The sequence below is a fragment of the Altererythrobacter sp. C41 genome (assembly GCF_016803135.1).
Classification (GTDB): Bacteria; Pseudomonadota; Alphaproteobacteria; order Sphingomonadales; family Sphingomonadaceae; genus Pelagerythrobacter.
The window spans coordinates 133,840-150,969 of the sequence record NZ_JAEVFE010000006.1 but is presented as its reverse complement, the minus strand read 5'-3'; the positions used below and the strand labels follow the sequence as shown (position 1 = coordinate 150,969).

The following is a 17,130-nucleotide window of genomic DNA, read 5'->3' as shown; positions in this document are numbered from 1 at the left end:
TCAGGCGCGCAGGCGGCCGCGGTCGGGCAGGTCCTCGTCGGTTTCGATCCGGCCCCGGCCGCGTCCCTTGGCAGCCAGCAGGGCAAGCTCCGCACGCCGCAACGTGTCGTCGGCGGATACGCGCAGTGCGGCCAGTCCGACGCTGGCCGAGAGGCGCGGTTCGTCCGAGAGGCTCGGCGGCGATGCCTCCGTGAGCGCCGCGAGCACCGCTGCGGTGACGCGGTGCCCCGCGGCCAAGTCGTGATCGGGCAGGAGAACGCCGAAGCTCTCGCCGCCGATCCGCGCCACGATATGCTCGTGCCGCAGCGTCCCGCGCAGGAAATCCGCGAAGGCGACCAGTACGCGGTCGCCCGCGCTCGCGCCGTGGCGCAGGTTGATCGCGCGGAAATGGTCGATGTCGAACAGCGCCAGCGTGCCGCCCTGCCCCCGGCGAACGATGTGGCGCAGCATCACCTGGAAGGCGCGGCGATTGGCGAGCCCGGTGAGGGGGTCGGTCAAGGTGGCGGCAAACAGTCGTTCCTCGAGCGCGCGCCGCTCCTCGATCGAACGCATGATGCCGATCGCGCCATAGGCCTGCCCATCGCCGCCGAGCAGCGGACGGAGCTGGAGAGTGAACCAGTTCGTTCTGCCGTCTGCCATGCGCGCAGCGAATTCGAACCAGCCGGTCGCCGAGCCGCCGCGCATGATCACCTCGAGGAAAGCGCGCAGCTTCTCGGCCTGACCCGGCTCGGCAAGGTCAGCGAGGTGCGGCGTGATCAGCATATCCGGGATGGCGAAACCGAGCTGCCCGATCGCCGCGGAGGCGTGAACGACGAAACCTTCGCGATCGACCTTCACGACGATGTCGCGGCCGCCCTCCGCCACCAAGTCGTACAACGCCGCCCCTTCATGAAGGGTGAAGTCTTCTACCATGCGATAACGCCCCGACCTTTGCCCCGTTTGCGTCAATCCACAAATGATGAAGAACAAACGGGAAAGAATTCCCGCATGAATTGCGCCCCATCATTTCTGTTATATAAGTTGTATAACGGAATTAACCTGCGAATCGACTTAGGCTGATATTAACCAAGCCGATGAATTTACGGGAGCCATTTCGCGTATCGCGACGAAGTTTTGCAAAGTCGATCTTACAGCTCGATCATGATCCTGATCTTGGCTGGTTCGGTGCCGAAGGCGCGGGCGATGACCTCACGGCTGCGTGCAAGCACTTCGCGGGCTTCGGTGTTGTCATGCACGTCGGCCAGTTCGTCCTCGGATACACCCAGCACTTCGGCGATCGCGGCGATCCGGCTCTCGATGGGCCGGGCCTTGCCCTTCTCCCAGGCCCAGACGGTGGGCTTGCTCACCTCGAGCCGTTCGCCGAGCTGCGCGAGCGTGAGCCCGCGTTCCTTGCGCAGGCGCTGCAGACGGCTGCCGAAGGATTCGGGCGCCGAGGTGCGCACGCGCTCCAGTTTCAGGCCCGCGTCGCTGCGCAGTTCTGCTGCGGCCAGCGTGCCGGGAGAGATCGGGTCGTCGAAGCGGCAGCCGTAGAGCGCGCCGCTCGCCCAGACCACGCGGGCGGGAGTCACTCCGGCGTGCGGAAAATCGATGTCGATCGCCTCGCCTACTGAAAGTTCTGCCGCGCATTCGAGCAGCAGGCCGGTGGACGAGGCGTTGTGCACCAGGACCGGCAGAATGTCGCCCGATTCGCGCCCTCCGACCGTTTCGAAGCGCAAGGTCCGGCGCGGCGCGCCACGCCGCTCCTCCGGCCGACTGCGCTCCAGATGTGCTTCGATAACCATGTGTGCCGCTCCTTTCGTGAAAAGGAGTCGGCGCTGCCGGTTAAGGAATCGTTAGCCCGGCGGTCTGCCGCACCTAACCGGCCTCGTCAGGCAGCCTCGTCGTTCGCGTCGAGACCGTAGGCGGTGTGCAACACGCGCACCGCAAGCTCGGTCTCGTCCTCATCGATCATGACCGAGACCTTGATCTCGCTGGTCGAGATCGCCTGGATGTTGATCCCGCGCTCGGCGAGCGACTTGAACATCGTCGCCGCGACGCCTGCGTGGCTCTTCATGCCGACGCCGACGACCGAGATCTTCGCCACCTTGCTGTCGGTGATGATGCGATTGAAGCCGATCTCGCCGCGCCGGTCCTCGAGCAGAGCCTGCGCGCGCGCGAGGTCGGTCTGCGGCACGGTGAAGGTCACGTCGGTCTCGCCCTTGTCGCGCCCGACGTTCTGGATGATCATGTCGACGTTGATGCTCGCCTGCGCGAGCGGTTCGAAGATGTGCGCCACCGCGCCCGGCTTGTCGGGCACGCGGGTCAGGATCACCTTGGCTTCGTTCTTGTCGTGCGCGATGCCGGTAACGAGCTGGCGTTCCATATCGCCCTTCTCCACTAGTTCGTTCATTTCCGCTTCCGACACGATCATCGTGCCGGGAAGATCGTCCGCCGGAACCGCGTCGTCGCCGACGAAACTGGAGAGCACCTGGACGCGCACCCCTTCCTTCATCGCGAGCCCGACCGAGCGGGTCTGCAGCACTTTGGCGCCGACGCTCGCGAGCTCCAGCATTTCCTCGTAGGTCACGGCCTTGAGCTTGCGCGCCTTGGCGACGATGCGCGGGTCGGTGGTATAGACCCCGTCGACATCGGTATAGATGTCGCACCGGTCCGCGCCGACCGCCGCCGCGACTGCGACCGCCGAGGTATCCGATCCGCCGCGCCCGAGGGTGGTCACCCGGCCGTCGGCGCCGATTCCCTGGAAGCCGGGAATGACCGCGATCTCGCCCGCCTGCATCGAGGCGATCAGTGCTTCGGAATCGATCGTCTCGATTCGCGCCCTGGCGTGCGCCTCGATCGTGCGCACCGGAAGCTGCCAGCCGAGCCAGCTCCGCGCCTTGGAGCCGAGCGACTGGAGCGTGAGCGCCAGCAGTCCGCTCGTCACCTGCTCGCCCGATGCCACGACCACGTCGTATTCGGCGGGATCGTAGAGCGCGTTCGCCTCGCGGCAGAAGTTGACCAGCCGATCGGTCTCTCCCGCCATGGCGGAAACGACGACGGCAACCTCATGCCCGGCGGCCTGTTGTTTGCGCACGATATTGGCCACGCGCCTGATGCGTTCGGTCCCGGCCATCGAAGTGCCGCCGAATTTCATCACGATACGCGCCAAGTTCCGTGCCTCCCCTGCATTGGTGCCCGTCAGGCGGGCGCTGGTGCCGGTCTGTGCGCGCTGTTAGGGAGGGCGCATGGGCGATGCAACAATATCGGGCGAAACCAATTCTACGGGGGGACAAACCATCCGCCCCGAGGAAGCGGCGCATTTCGGCAGTCTGGCGCGCGACTGGTGGGACCCAAAGGGCTCCTCCGCCATGCTGCACAAGCTCAACCCGGTACGACTCGCCTTCGTGCGCGCGGCGATCGACGCGCACTGGGGCACCGATCCCGAAAGTGTGCGGCCGCTCGCAGGCAGGAGCGCGCTCGACGTCGGCTGCGGCGCGGGCCTGCTGTGCGAGCCTCTCGCCCGGCTCGGCGCGGATGTTACCGGAGTGGACGCCGCGCCGGAGAACACCGCAGCGGCCGCGCAGCATGCCGAGGGCGCCGGGCTCGACATCCGCTACATGGCGGGCGAGATCGCCATGCTCGATATTGGCACGTTCGATCTCGTCACCAGCATGGAAGTGATCGAGCACGTCGCCGACAAGCATGCCTTCGTGATCGCCCTCGCCGAGCGCCTTGTCCCGGGCGGACTGCTGATCCTGTCGACCCCCAACCGCACGCCGCAGTCGCAGCTCCTCCTCGTGCGTGCCGCCGAAGCCTTCGGCACAATCCCGAAAGGCACGCACCACTGGGACGATTTCGTCACGCCAGAGGAACTGCGCGGTCTCCTGGCCGATGCCGGTCTTGCGATGGGCGAGCCGCGCGGGATCGGCTTCTCGCCGGGCAAAGGCCTGCACCTGTCGGCCGATCTGGCGCTCAACTACATCGTCACCGCCACGCGCACCTGATCCGCCGGCGAAGAGAAGGGGAAAACTCCTGCGGCGGGTTCACCGCCGCGGACGGGCTGGCTATCGAGCGCGCCAACCGATTCTCACATCATCCGGAGTTCAAGACATGGCCGAAGCCACCGACGACCGCCTGCGCCTGCTGATCGAGCGCATCGAACGCCTCGAGGAAGAGAAGAAGGGCATCGCCGACGATATCCGCGATGTCTACGCCGAGGCGAAGGCGGTCGGTTACGACGCCAAGATCATGCGCCAGATCGTCCGTCTGCGGAAGATGAAGCCCGACGACCGCGCGGAAATGGAAATGGTGCTCGACACCTACAAGGCGGCGCTCGGGCTGGGCTGATCCGCCATCGCGCCGGAGCGGGGAACGACGCCCCGCTCCCGTCGATTGCTTTCGTGAACACCCCATTCACGGAGCGAACGATGAGCGACCAAACCGAAACCGTCGACAAGGCCTTCGTCGAGGAAACGAACGAAGAACCGAAACTGCCCGGCCACGAAACCGCGATGGACGACAAGCCCGAGTGGGCGCCGCGCTATCGCGGGTCGGGCCGGCTCAAGGGCAAAGTGGCGATCGTCACCGGCGGCGACAGCGGCATCGGCCGCGCCACCGCGGTGCTGTTCGCGCGCGAAGGTGCCAAAGTCGCCATCGCCTACCTCGAGGAAGACGACGACGCGCGCATCACCATCGAGGCGATCGAGCGCGAGGGCAGCGAGGGGCTGTTCCACCGCGGCGACCTTGGCGACCCGAAAGTCTGCAAGGCGCTGGTCGAGAAAGTCATCGACAAGTGGGGTCGGCTCGATGTGCTGGTCAACAACGCAGGCGAGCAGCATCCCGACAAGGAGGTGACCGATATCACCGCCGAACAGCTCCAGCGCACGTTCCAGACCAACATGTTCTCGATGTTCTATCTCGTCCAGGCCGCTCGCCCGCATCTCACGAAAGGCGCGGCGATCGTCAACTGCACGAGCGTGACGATGTACAAGGGCTCGGCCGGACTGCTCGACTATTCGGCGACCAAGGGTGCGATCACCGCTTTCACCCGTTCCCTGAGCGAGAACCTGATCAAGGACGGCATCCGTGTGAACGCTGTCGCGCCTGGGCCGATATGGACTCCGCTCAACCCCTGCGGCGGCGCGCCGCCGGAGAAGATCGAACATTTCGGCGAGGACACGCCGATGGGCCGCCCGGGCCAGCCGAACGAGGTCGCGCCGGCATTCCTGTTCCTTGCCTGCGAGGATTCCTCCTATATGTCGGGGCAGGTCCTGCATCCCAACGGCGGGACTGTTGTTAACGGCTAGGCGTCAACGGTTGAGGAATCGGGAGGGGAGGAACATCGCATGGCAGGGCCCTGGAAGGATGCGCGCGGCATCGTCGTCACCACCACGCACACGATCGAGGGACGGCCGATCCAGGAATATCTCGGCATCGTCACCGGCGAGGTGATCGTGGGCGCGAACCTGTTCCGCGATCTCTTCGCCAATATCCGCGACATCGTCGGCGGCCGCTCCGGCAGCTACGAGCGCATCCTGCGCGACGCGCGCGAGCAGGCAATTCAGGAACTGCAGGCCGAATGCGGCGCGATCGGCGGCAACGCCGTGGTTGGGGTCGACCTCGACTACGAGGTGATCGGCGACACCGGATCGATGCTGATGGTCTCCGCCAGCGGCACCGCGGTGCGCATCTGAGCACGAGCCCGGACTTCTCGGTCGCGCGGCTCGGTCAAGGCGACCTGGCGGGCTTCCGCGCGATGAACCGGTTGTTCGGCGAGGTCTTCGACGACCGCGAGAGCTATGCCGCGCACCCTCCGGACGACGCCTATGCCGAGGCGCTGCTCGCGCGGCCCGACACCGTGCTGCTGGTCGCCGAAGCGGACGGCGAAATGATCGGTGCGCTGGCCGGATACGTCCTGCCCAAGTTCGAGCAGGCGCGCAGCGAGCTCTACATCTACGACCTCGCCGTTGCCGAGAGCTGGCGCCGGCGCGGCGTCGCCAGCGCGCTGATCGAGGAGACGCGCCGCATCGCGCGCGAAACAGGCGCCTGGGTCATCTACGTCCAGGCCGACACCCAGCCCGAGGACGAGCCCGCGATCGCGCTCTACGACAAGCTCGGCACGCGGGAGGAGGTCCTGCACTTCGACATCGCGCCCTGATTGCCCGCTGCCAATTGCCCGTGCGCCCACGCTTCGCTAGGAGCGCGTCACAATGCGGCCCGCACCGCTGGGCCACATGCAGACCAAAATTCCGGGGTTACCATGGCAGGCCATTCCAAATTCAAGAACATCATGCACCGCAAGGGGGCGCAGGATAAGAAGCGCTCCAATCTCTTCTCCAAGCTCAGCCGCGAGATCACCGTCGCTGCGAAGATGGGCACACCCGATCCCGACATGAACCCGCGCCTGCGGCTGGCGATCAACAACGCCAAGGCGCAGTCGATGCCCAAGGACAACATCCAGCGCGCGATCGACAAGGCGAGCGGCGGGGACGACGAGAACTACGAGGAGGTCCGCTACGAGGGCTACGGCCCCGGCGGCGTCGCGCTGATCGTCGAGGCGCTGACCGACAACCGCAACCGCACCGCCACCGCCGTGCGCACCGCGTTCTCGAAGAACGGCGGCAATCTCGGCACCGAAGGCTCGGTCGCGCACGGGTTCGAGCGCAAGGGGCTGATCGAGTATCCGGCGAGCGCGGGCGACGAGGAGAAAGTTCTCGAAGCCGCGATCGAGGCGGGCGCCGACGACGTCGAAAGCGACGAGGGCGGCCACACGATCTGGACCGAGATGGAAGCGCTGCACGAAGTTGCCGGCGCCCTGGAGAAGACGCTGGGCGAGGCCGAGAACGTCAAGCTCGCGTGGAAGCCGAACATCACCGTCGAGATGGACGAGGGCTCGGCCGGCACGCTGCTCAAGCTGGTCGACACGCTCGACGACGACGACGACGTGCAGACCGTGTGGGGCAACTACGAGATTTCGGACGAAGTGATGGAGAAGCTGGGTTGACCCCATTCCCCTCCCGCTTGCGGGAGGGGCCAGGGGTGGGCCCTGGCCGCCCTCTCACCCGCGCCCTGTCCCTCTCGCATAGGCGGGAGGGGCAGGCGGAATGCTGATCCTCGGCCTCGACCCTTCGCTCAGTTGCACCGGCTGGGGCCTGGTCCGGGCGGAGGGCGCGCGGTTGTCGCATGTCGCCAACGGACAGATTCCGACCGACGCGAAGGCGCCGATGGCGGAGCGGCTCGCGGCGCTGCACGCGGCCGTTGCCGAGGTGATCGCGCAGCACCGCCCCAACCGCGCTGCGGCCGAGGAAGTCTTCGCCAACAAGAACCCGCAGTCGACGCTCAAGCTCGCGCAGGCGCGCGGCGCGGTGCTTGCCGCATGCGGCGCAGCGGGGATCGAGGTGTGCGAGCATGCCGCGCGGCTCGTCAAGAAAGCCGTCGTCGGCACGGGCGGCGCCGAGAAGCACCAGATCCAGGCCATGCTCAAGATCCTGCTGCCGGGGGCCGCGATCGCCGGGCCGGACGCGGCCGACGCCCTCGCCGTCGCCATCGCCGATGCACACCTGAAAGGACGCTGATGTTTCTCGTCGTATTCCGCAACCGCAAGCGCGCCGACATCGACTACCCCGCTTACGACGCCGAAGCCGACCGCATGCTCGAACTCGCGCAGGCGCAGCCCGGCTTCCTCTCGTTCAAGAGCTACACCAGCGAGGACGGCGAGGTCATCGCGCTGTCCGAATGGCAGGACGAAGCCTCCGCCCGCGCCTGGGGCCGCGTGGCCGAGCACCGCGTGGTCCAGAACCGCGGCCGCAGCGAGTTCTACGAGAGTTACACGCTGTTCGCCTGCGACGCGCCGCGCATCCACCGGTTCAACAGCAAGGACGCAGCATGAGCATCGAGGTTTACGGCATTCCCAATTGCGACACGGTCAAGAAGGCCCGCCAGTGGCTCGACGCGCGCGGCGTGGACTATGCGTTCCACGACTACAAGAAGGAGGGCGCCGACCCGGAGCGGCTCCGCAAGTGGATCGCGGCCGAAGGCGTGGACACGGTGCTCAACCGGCGCGGGACGACGTTCCGCAAGCTCTCCGACGCGGAGAAGGCGGATGTCGACGAGGCCAAGGCCGTAACGCTGCTGCAACAGCACCCGAGCATGATCAAGCGACCGGTGGTCGAATATCCGGGCGGTCTGCTCGTGGGGTTCAAGGAGGACGAATGGGCCGCAGCTTTTTCCTGAGCGCACTTGCGGCGCTTGCGCTGGCCATGCCGGCGTCCGCGCAGCCCGAGCCCGACGTGCTCGTCATCGCCCATCGCGGGGCGAGCGGCGAGCGGCCCGAGCATACGCTCGCCGCCTATGAACGCGCGATCGATCAGGGCGCCGACTATATCGAGCCCGATCTCGTGGCAACGAAGGACGGCGTGCTCGTCGCCCGGCACGAGAACGAGATTTCCGGCACGACCGACGTGGCCGACCACCCGGAGTTCGCAGACCGGCGGACGACCAAGGAAATCGACGGCCAGCAGGTGACCGGCTGGTTCGTCGAGGATTTCACGCTGGCCGAGCTGCGCACGCTGCGCGCGAAGGAGCGGCTACCCGACCTGCGCCCCGGCAATGCGCGGTTCGACGGGCTCTACCAGGTTCCGACGTTCGCCGAGATCGCCGCGCTGGTGAAGGCGAAGGAGGCGGAGACGGGGCGCCGGATCGGCCTCTATCCCGAACTCAAGCATCCGCACTTCCTGCTGCAAGCCGAGGGGATCGACACGGTCGACCTGCTGCTGCGCGAGCTGGATGCGGCCGGGATCGCCGCCGACGATCCGATCTTCATCCAGAGCTTCGAGATCGCCCCGCTCCGGCGACTGGACGAGCGCAGCGATTACAAGCTGGTGCAACTCGTCGGGGCCGGGGGCGGCCCCGTGGACGAGCCCGCCATGCGCTACAGCGCGATGGTCACCATGGAGGGGATGGCACGGATCGCCGAGTATGCCGATGCCGTGAGCGCGGACATCAGGCTCCTGCTGGAGGAGGATGGCACGCCCAGCGGGCTGGTCACCGCCGCCCATGCCGCGGGACTGAAGGTGCATGCCTGGACGCTTCGGAAGGAGAACGCCTTTCTTCCGCCGCCGCTGCGCCGGGGAGCAGGGGACGGCGCGCGCGGCTGCCCCGAGAAGCTCTGGACTCTGCTGGCGAGAACGGGTGTCGACGGAATCATTGCCGACGATCCCGCCATTGCCGTCGCCGCACGCGCGGGCACGACTTGCGAGCAGCCGGAGTGACGCCAGCGCGCGCGTGCGGGCGATCGCATTCGTATCCACGGCCGCGCTTTCCCTTGTCTTGCCCGGCGCCTCTGGCGTAGCGCAGCATCCATGCAAAAGCTCGATCCGCGCGCCCGCAAGGTCAAGATCCTCGCCACCACCGGCCCCGCCAGCCGCGACCCCGACATGCTGCGGCGGCTGTTCAAGGCCGGCGCGGACGCCTTCCGCGTCAACATGAGCCACGGCGACCACGCGACCCACGCGGAGACGATCCGCGCCATCCGCGCGCTGGAGAAGGAGTTCGCCCGCCCGATCACGGTCTTCTGCGACTTGCAGGGCCCCAAGCTGCGCGTCGGCGAGTTCAAGGACGGGCAGGCGGTGATCCGCCATTCGGGCCATTTCACGCTCGACCGCAATCCCGAGCCCGGCGACGAGACCCGCGTCCACCTGCCGCACCCGGAGCTGTTCGGTCTGCTGGAGAAAGGGCAGCGGCTGCTGATCAACGACGGCAAGATCCGCCTGCGCGTGATCAAGGCGGACGAGAGCGAAATCCTCTGTTCGGCCGAAGTCGGCGGGGTCATCTCCAACCGCAAGGGCGTCAACGTGCCCGACGCCGAAGTGCCGATCCCCGCGCTGACTGAGAAGGATCGCAAGGATCTCGCCTTCGCGGTCGAGCAGGGCGCCGACTGGATCGGCCTGTCGTTCGTGCAGCGGCCCGAAGACCTTGCCGAAGCGCGCAAGCTGATGGGTGGGCACGGCGCGCTCTGCGCCAAGATCGAGAAGCCGATGGCCGTGCGGCGGCTGGACGAAATCGTCGAGCTGGCCGACGGGATCATGGTCGCGCGCGGCGACCTGGGCGTCGAGCTCGAACCGCAGGAAGTGCCGCCGCTGCAGAAGAAGATCGTCAACAAGGCGCGCACCGCGGGCAAGCCGGTGATCGTCGCGACGCAGATGCTCGAATCGATGATCGAGAGCCCTGCGCCGACCCGCGCCGAAGTCTCCGACGTCGCCAATGCGGTCTACGACGGTGCCGACGCGGTCATGCTCAGCGCCGAAACAGCCGCGGGCGAATGGCCCGAGGAAGCGGTGACGATCATGGACAAGATCGCGACCCAGGTGGAGCGCGACGACGCCTATATCGAACGCGTGCGCTTTCTCGAAACGCCGCCCGACCGGACCACCGCCGATGCGCTGGCGCATGCCTGCATGACCATTGCCGACACCGTCGCGATCGAGGCGGTCACGGTCTTCACCGGCACCGGCTCGACCGCGCGGCGCGTCGCGCGCGAGCGGCCGAGCGTGCCGATGCTGGTGCTGACGCCGTCGATGGCCACCGCACGCCGGGTCGCCCTGCTGTGGGGGGCGCACGCCGTGGTCACGAAGGACATCGGCAGCTTCGAGGAGATGATCGCCAAGGGCAAGCGCATGGCCCTGCGCCACGGCTTCGGCCGCGCGGGCAGCAAGCTGATCGCGCTCGCCGGCGTGCCGTTCGGGACGCCCGGCTCGACCAACCTGCTCCATGTCGTGACGCTGGTCGGCAACGAGCTGGAAAAGCACGAGGGATAGGCGCCGGCCTTCCCGTCATCCCAGCGAAAGCTGGGATGACGATCATCCGGAGCCGAGGTTACTCCTTCGCCGCCCGCTCCAGCCGCACGCGCGCCTCGGTCTCACCGATCAGCGGCAGCAGCCCCGCCATGTCCGGTCCGTGGTCCATTCCGGTGAGGGCTTGGCGCAGGGGCAGGAACAGAGCCTTGCCCTTGCGGCCTGTCGCCGCCTTCAGCGCGCCGGTCAGCGCGTGCCAGGGGTCCTCGCCCCATTCGAGCAGCCGCGCCGCTTCGGCGAGATAGGCGCGGTCCTCGTCCGGGAACGGCGGCTGCGCGATCGGCCCCGTCACCAGCCGCCACCATTCGCCGGCATCGCTCACGGTCGCGAGATTGGGCCGCACGGCATGCCAGCCTGCCGCATCCATGCCCTGCGGCAAGCGGTCCGCGACCGCGTCGTAATCGAGCTGGTGGACGATCGCGGTGTTGATCCGCTCCAGCTCGGCCTCGTCGAATTTCGCCGGTGCGCGGCCGAAGGTCGCGAGGTCGAAGGTCTCGACCAGCGTATCGCGGTCCGCGATCGGTTCGACCGGCAGCGAGGTTCCGATCCGCGCGAGCAGCGCGACGAGCGCCTCCGGCTCGATCCCGCGCTCGCGGAAGGCGTCGCAGCCGAGCGAGCCGAGCCGCTTCGACAGCTTGCCCTCGCTCCCCACCAGCAGCGCCTCGTGTGCGAAACGCGGTATCCGGCCATCGTCAGCCAGCGCGTTGAACATCTGGATCTGCACGGCCGTGTTCGAGACGTGGTCCTCGCCGCGCAGCACGTCGGTCACGCCCATGTCGAGATCGTCGACCGCGCTCGGCAGCATGTAGAGCCACGAGCCGTCCGCGCGGCGCACGACGGGATCGGAAAGCTGTGCCGGATCGAATTTCTGCGGCCCCCGAACGCCGTCGTCCCAGGTGATCGGTTCCTGGTGGTCGAGCAGGAAGCGCCAGTGCGGCGCCACGCCCGCCGCCGCCTTGGCCGCGTGGTCGTCCTCGGTCAGTGCCAGCGCCGCACGGTCGTAGACCGGGGGCAGCCCGCGCCCGAGCAGGATCTTGCGCTTGAGATCGAGCTCCTGCGCGGTCTCGTAGCAGCGATAGACCCGGCCCGCCGCGCGCAGCCGCTCGAACGCCGCCTCGTAGCGGTCGAGCCGCGCCGACTGCCGCTCCTCCCCATCGGGATCGAGCCCAAGCCAGGCGAGATCGGCACGGATCGCGTCGACGTATTCCTCCCGGCTGCGCTCGGCGTCGGTGTCGTCGATCCGCAGCAGGAAGCGGCCGCCGGCCTTGCGCGCATGCATCCAGTTATGCAGCGCGGTGCGGATATTGCCGACGTGCAGGCGCCCCGTGGGCGACGGAGCGAAGCGGGTGGTCACGGTCATGCCCGGCCCGATAGCCGAGCCGCGCGCCTATTGCGAGAACAGGGTGACGCTGTGCCCGCCGCCGGTCAGCTCGATGCCGTTCGAAGGCGTCCGCTCCGCCCGCGTCACCGCATCGAGCGCGGCCGCGAGCCGTTGCTTCTCCGGATGAACCGCAATCTCGCAAACCGGCGCATCCGCCGGGCGCTCCGTGGTCAAGGCGCCGTTCCCGTAAGTGTAGGTCCACTCGAGGCCAGCACAGCGCGGATCGTAGAAGATGCTCTCTTCGGTGATCGACAGGGCGATGCCGATCTGCCCGCCGACTTCCGTGCCGTCGATTCCGGCGACCCGGTATTCGCCAACCAGCGAGGCCGGCGCATTCACCGCGGGTGCCGGCGTGTCGCCGTCCGGAGCGCCCGTGGGCGTCGCGACCGCGCCGCTATCGGAGGCAGGCGTGGCAGGCGCGGCAACCTCGTCGGCCTGCTGGCAGGCCGCCAGTGCGGCGGAAGCGGCGAGCATGGTCAGCATTCGGCGCATGTCGGATATCTCCCGTGCGAGTGCGAAACCGCCGCAGGCTAGCGCCGATCGTGCGCACGAAAAAGCCCCGCCGGATCGCTCCGGCGGGGCTTCGTGTCGCTTGGGACGAGTGTCTTATTCCTCGTCGGTCGCCTCACCCTCATCCGACTGCTGCAGGTATTCGCCCGCATCCGCGTCGGTGCCGTGGGTCTCGCCCTCGACCCGCGCCAGCGGATCGTCGCCGATCGCCGCCTCGGGCCCCTGGGCGAGCTCCGCCTCATGCTCTTCGGCAGCCGTCTGCGCTGCGACCAGCGCTTCCTGCTGCTTCTTCCACTGCGCACGCAGCGCAGCGTCGCGGCTGGAGGCGGTGATGCGAACGCGGTTCATCGCCGCGCCGGTGCCGGCGGGGATGAGACGGCCCACGATCACGTTCTCCTTGAGGCCGATCAGCGTGTCCTTCTTCCCTTCGACCGCCGCCTGCGTCAGCACGCGGGTGGTCTCCTGGAACGAAGCGGCCGAGATGAAGCTGCGGGTCTGCAGGCTCGCCTTGGTGATCCCGAGCAGGATCGGCGTGCCGACGGCCGGCTGCTTGCCCTTGGCGAGCTTGCTGTTGACCTCGTTCATTTCCTCGAGGTCCACCTGCTCGCCGGGCAGCAGCGTGGTGTCGCCGCCGTCGGTGATCTCGACCTTCTGCAGCATCTGGCGAACGATCACCTCGATGTGCTTGTCGTTGATCTTCACGCCCTGGAGCCGGTAGACTTCCTGGATCTCGCTGACGAGGTACTCGGCGAGCGCCTCGACCCCGAGAACTTCCAGGATGTCGTGCGGGTTCGGGCTGCCCGAGATCAGGGTGTCGCCCTTCTTGACGAAGTCGCCTTCCTGGACGTCGATCACCTTGGTCTTGGGGATCAGGTACTCGACCGCATCCCCTTCCTCCGGCACGATCGCGATCTTGCGCTTGGCCTTGTATTCGCGGACGAATTCGATCTTGCCGGAGATCTTGGCGATGATCGCGTTGTCCTTCGGCACGCGCGCCTCGAACAGCTCGGCAACACGCGGCAGACCGCCGGTGATGTCGCGCGTCTTGGCCGCTTCACGCGAAGCGCGGGCAAGAATGTCGCCGGCCTCGACCTGCTGACCGTCTTCGACCGAGAGCGTGGTGCCCGGAGCGAGCATGTAGCGCGCCGCCTCGGTTTCCTCGCCCTTCTTGCCGCCTTCCTCGCCCAGCAGGGTGAGGCGCGGACGAAGATCGTCCTTCTTGCGGCTGGTGGTGCGCAGTTCGGTGACGACGCGCTGGGCGATGCCCGTGGCTTCGTCCACGCGCTCTTCCATCGTCTGGCCGTCGACCAGATCCTGGTAACGCACCACGCCCGACTGCTCGGTGATGATCGGCAGGGTGAACGGGTCCCACTCGGCCAGGCGGTCGCCTTCCTTCACCTTGGCGCCGTCCTTGTGCATCAGCACGGTGCCGTAGGGAACCTTGTGGATCTCGCGCTCGCGCCCTTCGGCGTCGATCACCGCCAGCTCGCCGTTGCGGGCGAGGCTGAGGATGCGGCCCTTCTTGTCGGTGATGGTCGGCATGTCGCGATAGACGACCTTGCCGTCCGACACCGCCTCGAGGTGGCTCGTTTCGTTGAGCTGCGCCGCGCCGCCGATGTGGAAGGTCCGCATGGTGAGCTGCGTGCCCGGCTCGCCGATCGACTGCGCCGCGATGACGCCCACGGCCTCGCCGATGTTGACCGGCGTGCCGCGCGCGAGGTCGCGCCCGTAGCAGCACGCGCAAACGCCCTGCTCGGCTTCGCAGACCAGCGGCGAACGGATCTTCGCCACCTGCACTTCGGCTTCCTCGATCGCCTTCACCATCGGCTCGTCGAGCAGCGTGCCCGCCTTGACGATGACTTCGTCGGTCTTGGCGTTGACGAGGTCTTCGGCCACCGTGCGGCCGAGGATGCGCTCACCCAGCGAGGCGATGACCGAACCGCCCTGAACGATCGCGCGCATTTCCAGCGCGTTCTCGGTCTTGCAGTCCTCCTCGACGATCACGCAGTCCTGCGACACGTCGACCAGACGGCGGGTCAGGTAACCCGAGTTCGCCGTCTTGAGCGCGGTGTCGGCCAGACCCTTGCGGGCGCCGTGGGTCGAGTTGAAGTACTCGAGAACGGTCAGGCCTTCCTTGAAGTTGGAGATGATCGGCTGTTCGATGATCTCGCCCGACGGCTTGGCCATCAGGCCGCGCATGCCGGCGAGCTGCTTCATCTGCGCCGGCGAACCACGCGCGCCGGAGTGGCTCATCATGTAGATCGAGTTGATCTGGGTCTCGCGGCCGTCGTCGTCCTTCGCACGCGACTTGATCTTGTCCATCATGGCGTCCGCCACCTGGTCGCCGCAGCGGCTCCAGGCGTCGATCACCTTGTTGTACTTTTCCTGCTGGGTGATCAGACCGTCCTGGTACTGCTGCTCGTAGTCGGCGACGAGCGCCTTCGTTTCGTCGACCAGCTTCTCCTTCTCGTGCGGGATGATCATGTCGTCCTTGCCGAACGAGATGCCCGCCTTGAACGCGTGGCGGAAGCCGAGCGCCATGATCGCGTCGGCGAACAGCACCGTGTCCTTCTGCCCGGTGTGGCGATAGACCTGGTCGATGACGTCGCCGATCTCCTTCTTGGTGAGGAGGCGGTTGACGATGTCGAATGGAACCTTGTGGTTCTTGGGCAGGCATTCGCCGATCAGCATGCGGCCCGGCGTGGTCTCGAAACGCTGCATGACGACGTTGCCGTCCTCGTCCGCCTGCGGAACGCGGCTGACGATCTTCGAGTGCAGCGTGACCGCGCCGACGTGAAGCGCCTGGTGCACTTCGGCCATGTCGGACAGCAGGCGGCCCTCGCCCGGCTCCCCGTCGCGGTCCATCGACAGGTAGTAGAGGCCCAGCACCATGTCCTGCGAAGGCACGATGATCGGCTTGCCGTTGGCGGGCGAGAGGATGTTGTTGGTCGACATCATCAGAACGCGCGCTTCCAGCTGGGCCTCGAGGCTCAGCGGAACGTGCACGGCCATCTGGTCGCCGTCGAAGTCGGCGTTGAACGCGGCGCAGACCAGCGGGTGGAGCTGGATCGCCTTGCCCTCGATCAGCACCGGCTCGAACGCCTGGATGCCGAGGCGGTGGAGCGTCGGCGCGCGGTTCAGGAGGACCGGGTGCTCGCGGATGACTTCATCCAGGATGTCCCAGACTTCCTTGCGCTCCTTCTCGACCCACTTCTTCGCCTGCTTGAGCGTCATGCTCAGGCCCTTGGCGTCGAGGCGGGCGTAGATGAACGGCTTGAACAGCTCGAGCGCCATCTTCTTCGGCAGGCCGCACTGGTGCAGCTTGAGCTCGGGACCGGTCACGATCACCGAACGGCCCGAATAGTCCACGCGCTTGCCGAGCAGGTTCTGGCGGAAGCGGCCCTGCTTGCCCTTGAGCATGTCGGACAGCGACTTCAGCGGACGCTTGTTGGCGCCGGTGATGACGCGGCCACGGCGGCCGTTGTCGAACAGCGCGTCGACCGCTTCCTGCAGCATGCGCTTCTCGTTGCGGACGATGATGTCCGGCGCGCGCAGTTCGATCAGCCGCTTGAGGCGGTTGTTGCGGTTGATGACGCGGCGGTACAGGTCGTTGAGGTCCGACGTCGCGAAGCGGCCGCCGTCGAGCGGCACCAGCGGGCGCAGCTCGGGCGGAATGACCGGAATGACCTCGAGAATCATCCACTCGGGGCGATTGCCCGATTCGATGAAGCTCTCGACGACCTTCAGGCGCTTGATGATCTTCTTCGGCTTGAGCGCGGACTTGGTGGTCTCGAGCTCTTCCAGCAGGTCGGCACGCTCCTGCTCGAGGTCGAGATCCATCAGCATGATCTTGACGGCTTCCGCGCCGATCCCGGCGGTGAAGGCGTCCTCGCCGTACTCGTCCTGCGCATCGAGCAGTTCGTCCTCGGTGAGGAGCTGGAACTTCTCGAGCGGCGTCAGGCCCGGTTCGGTGACGATGTAGGCCTCGAAGTAGAGCACGCGCTCGAGCTGCTTGAGCTGCATGTCGAGCAGCAGGCCGATACGCGACGGCAGGGACTTGAGGAACCAGATGTGCGCGACCGGCGCGGCGAGCTCGATATGGCCCATGCGCTCGCGGCGGACCTTGGTCACGGTCACCTCGACGCCGCACTTCTCGCACACGACGCCCTTGTACTTCATGCGCTTGTACTTGCCGCACAGGCACTCGTAGTCCTTCACCGGACCGAAGATGCGCGCGCAGAACAGGCCGTCACGCTCGGGCTTGAACGTGCGGTAGTTGATCGTCTCGGGCTTCTTGATCTCGCCGAACGACCACGAACGGATGCGCTCGGGGGACGCGATCCCGATCTGGATCTGGTCGAAGGTTTCCGGCTTCGCGAGCTGGTTGGTGAATTTGGTCAGTTCGTTCAT

17 protein-coding genes are annotated in these 17,130 nt (G+C 67.0%); 11 read left to right on the top strand and 6 right to left on the bottom strand.

Annotated elements, in window-relative coordinates; translation table 11 throughout:
* The 3 genes from JNO53_RS11865 to JNO53_RS11855 all read right to left on the bottom strand — a co-directional run bounded on the left by JNO53_RS11865 (nt 1) and on the right by JNO53_RS11855 (nt 3,148).
* Nucleotides 1-912, bottom strand: coding sequence for a GGDEF domain-containing protein (locus JNO53_RS11865; protein ID WP_203111376.1), 912 nt, complete (start codon nt 910-912; stop codon nt 1-3).
* Nucleotides 913-1,127: 215 nt separating this feature from the next.
* Nucleotides 1,128-1,781: a helix-turn-helix domain-containing protein gene (locus JNO53_RS11860; RefSeq protein WP_203111366.1), complete on the bottom strand. Its 654-nt coding sequence runs from the start codon at nt 1,779-1,781 to the stop codon at nt 1,128-1,130.
* 86 nt (nt 1,782-1,867) lie between these two features.
* Entirely contained in the window at nt 1,868-3,148 is a 1,281-nt protein-coding gene (locus JNO53_RS11855) for an aspartate kinase (protein ID WP_238401861.1), read from the bottom strand.
* Between the two features lie 76 nt (nt 3,149-3,224).
* Between JNO53_RS11855 and ubiG the strand changes: the two genes are divergently transcribed.
* From ubiG to pyk, 11 genes are all read left to right on the top strand, one after another.
* Nucleotides 3,225-3,983 carry a bifunctional 2-polyprenyl-6-hydroxyphenol methylase/3-demethylubiquinol 3-O-methyltransferase UbiG gene (gene ubiG / locus JNO53_RS11850; protein ID WP_203111363.1) on the top strand — a complete coding sequence of 253 codons (759 nt, stop codon included), beginning with the start codon at nt 3,225-3,227 and terminating at the stop codon, nt 3,981-3,983.
* Nucleotides 3,984-4,089: 106 nt separating this feature from the next.
* Nucleotides 4,090-4,326 (top strand): DUF2312 domain-containing protein, encoded by a 237-nt coding sequence (locus JNO53_RS11845; RefSeq protein ID WP_203111360.1) that lies wholly within the window; start codon nt 4,090-4,092, stop codon nt 4,324-4,326.
* A gap of 80 nt (nt 4,327-4,406) precedes the next feature.
* Nucleotides 4,407-5,285: an SDR family oxidoreductase gene (locus tag JNO53_RS11840; RefSeq protein ID WP_203111357.1), complete on the top strand. Its 879-nt coding sequence runs from the start codon at nt 4,407-4,409 to the stop codon at nt 5,283-5,285.
* 39 nt (nt 5,286-5,324) lie between these two features.
* Nucleotides 5,325-5,672: a heavy metal-binding domain-containing protein gene (locus JNO53_RS11835; RefSeq protein ID WP_203111354.1), complete on the top strand. Its 348-nt coding sequence runs from the start codon at nt 5,325-5,327 to the stop codon at nt 5,670-5,672.
* Nucleotides 5,669-6,136: an AAC(3)-I family aminoglycoside N-acetyltransferase gene (locus JNO53_RS11830; RefSeq protein ID WP_443111178.1), complete on the top strand. Its 468-nt coding sequence runs from the start codon at nt 5,669-5,671 to the stop codon at nt 6,134-6,136. The genes JNO53_RS11835 and JNO53_RS11830 overlap by 4 nt, the downstream gene beginning before the upstream one ends.
* A gap of 102 nt (nt 6,137-6,238) precedes the next feature.
* Nucleotides 6,239-6,982, top strand: a complete 744-nt coding sequence (locus tag JNO53_RS11825; protein WP_203111350.1) for a YebC/PmpR family DNA-binding transcriptional regulator — start codon at nt 6,239-6,241, stop codon at nt 6,980-6,982.
* Between the two features lie 100 nt (nt 6,983-7,082).
* Nucleotides 7,083-7,553 (top strand): crossover junction endodeoxyribonuclease RuvC, encoded by a 471-nt coding sequence (ruvC, locus tag JNO53_RS11820; RefSeq protein WP_203111348.1) that lies wholly within the window; start codon nt 7,083-7,085, stop codon nt 7,551-7,553.
* The gene (locus tag JNO53_RS11815) at nt 7,553-7,867 is read left to right on the top strand and encodes an antibiotic biosynthesis monooxygenase family protein (protein WP_203111346.1); all 315 of its coding nucleotides are present in this window, start codon (nt 7,553-7,555) and stop codon (nt 7,865-7,867) included. Before ruvC ends, JNO53_RS11815 begins: the two co-directional genes overlap by 1 nt.
* Nucleotides 7,864-8,211: an arsenate reductase gene (locus JNO53_RS11810; protein WP_203111339.1), complete on the top strand. Its 348-nt coding sequence runs from the start codon at nt 7,864-7,866 to the stop codon at nt 8,209-8,211. The genes JNO53_RS11815 and JNO53_RS11810 overlap by 4 nt, the downstream gene beginning before the upstream one ends.
* Complete coding sequence (locus JNO53_RS11805) at nt 8,190-9,248, top strand: glycerophosphodiester phosphodiesterase family protein (protein ID WP_203111337.1); 1,059 nt, start codon at nt 8,190-8,192, stop codon at nt 9,246-9,248. Before JNO53_RS11810 ends, JNO53_RS11805 begins: the two co-directional genes overlap by 22 nt.
* Before the next feature lie 90 nt (nt 9,249-9,338).
* Nucleotides 9,339-10,793, top strand: a complete 1,455-nt coding sequence (gene pyk / locus JNO53_RS11800) for a pyruvate kinase (RefSeq protein WP_203111335.1) — start codon at nt 9,339-9,341, stop codon at nt 10,791-10,793.
* Between the two features lie 58 nt (nt 10,794-10,851).
* Here the strand turns inward: pyk and gltX are convergent, their stop codons facing one another.
* The 3 genes from gltX to rpoC form a co-directional block, all read right to left on the bottom strand.
* Nucleotides 10,852-12,189 (bottom strand): glutamate--tRNA ligase, encoded by a 1,338-nt coding sequence (gltX, locus tag JNO53_RS11795; protein ID WP_203111332.1) that lies wholly within the window; start codon nt 12,187-12,189, stop codon nt 10,852-10,854.
* Between the two features lie 27 nt (nt 12,190-12,216).
* Complete coding sequence (locus JNO53_RS11790) at nt 12,217-12,702, bottom strand: hypothetical protein (protein WP_203111330.1); 486 nt, start codon at nt 12,700-12,702, stop codon at nt 12,217-12,219.
* 114 nt (nt 12,703-12,816) lie between these two features.
* The gene (rpoC, locus tag JNO53_RS11785) at nt 12,817-17,130 is read right to left on the bottom strand and encodes a DNA-directed RNA polymerase subunit beta' (RefSeq protein ID WP_203111328.1); all 4,314 of its coding nucleotides are present in this window, start codon (nt 17,128-17,130) and stop codon (nt 12,817-12,819) included.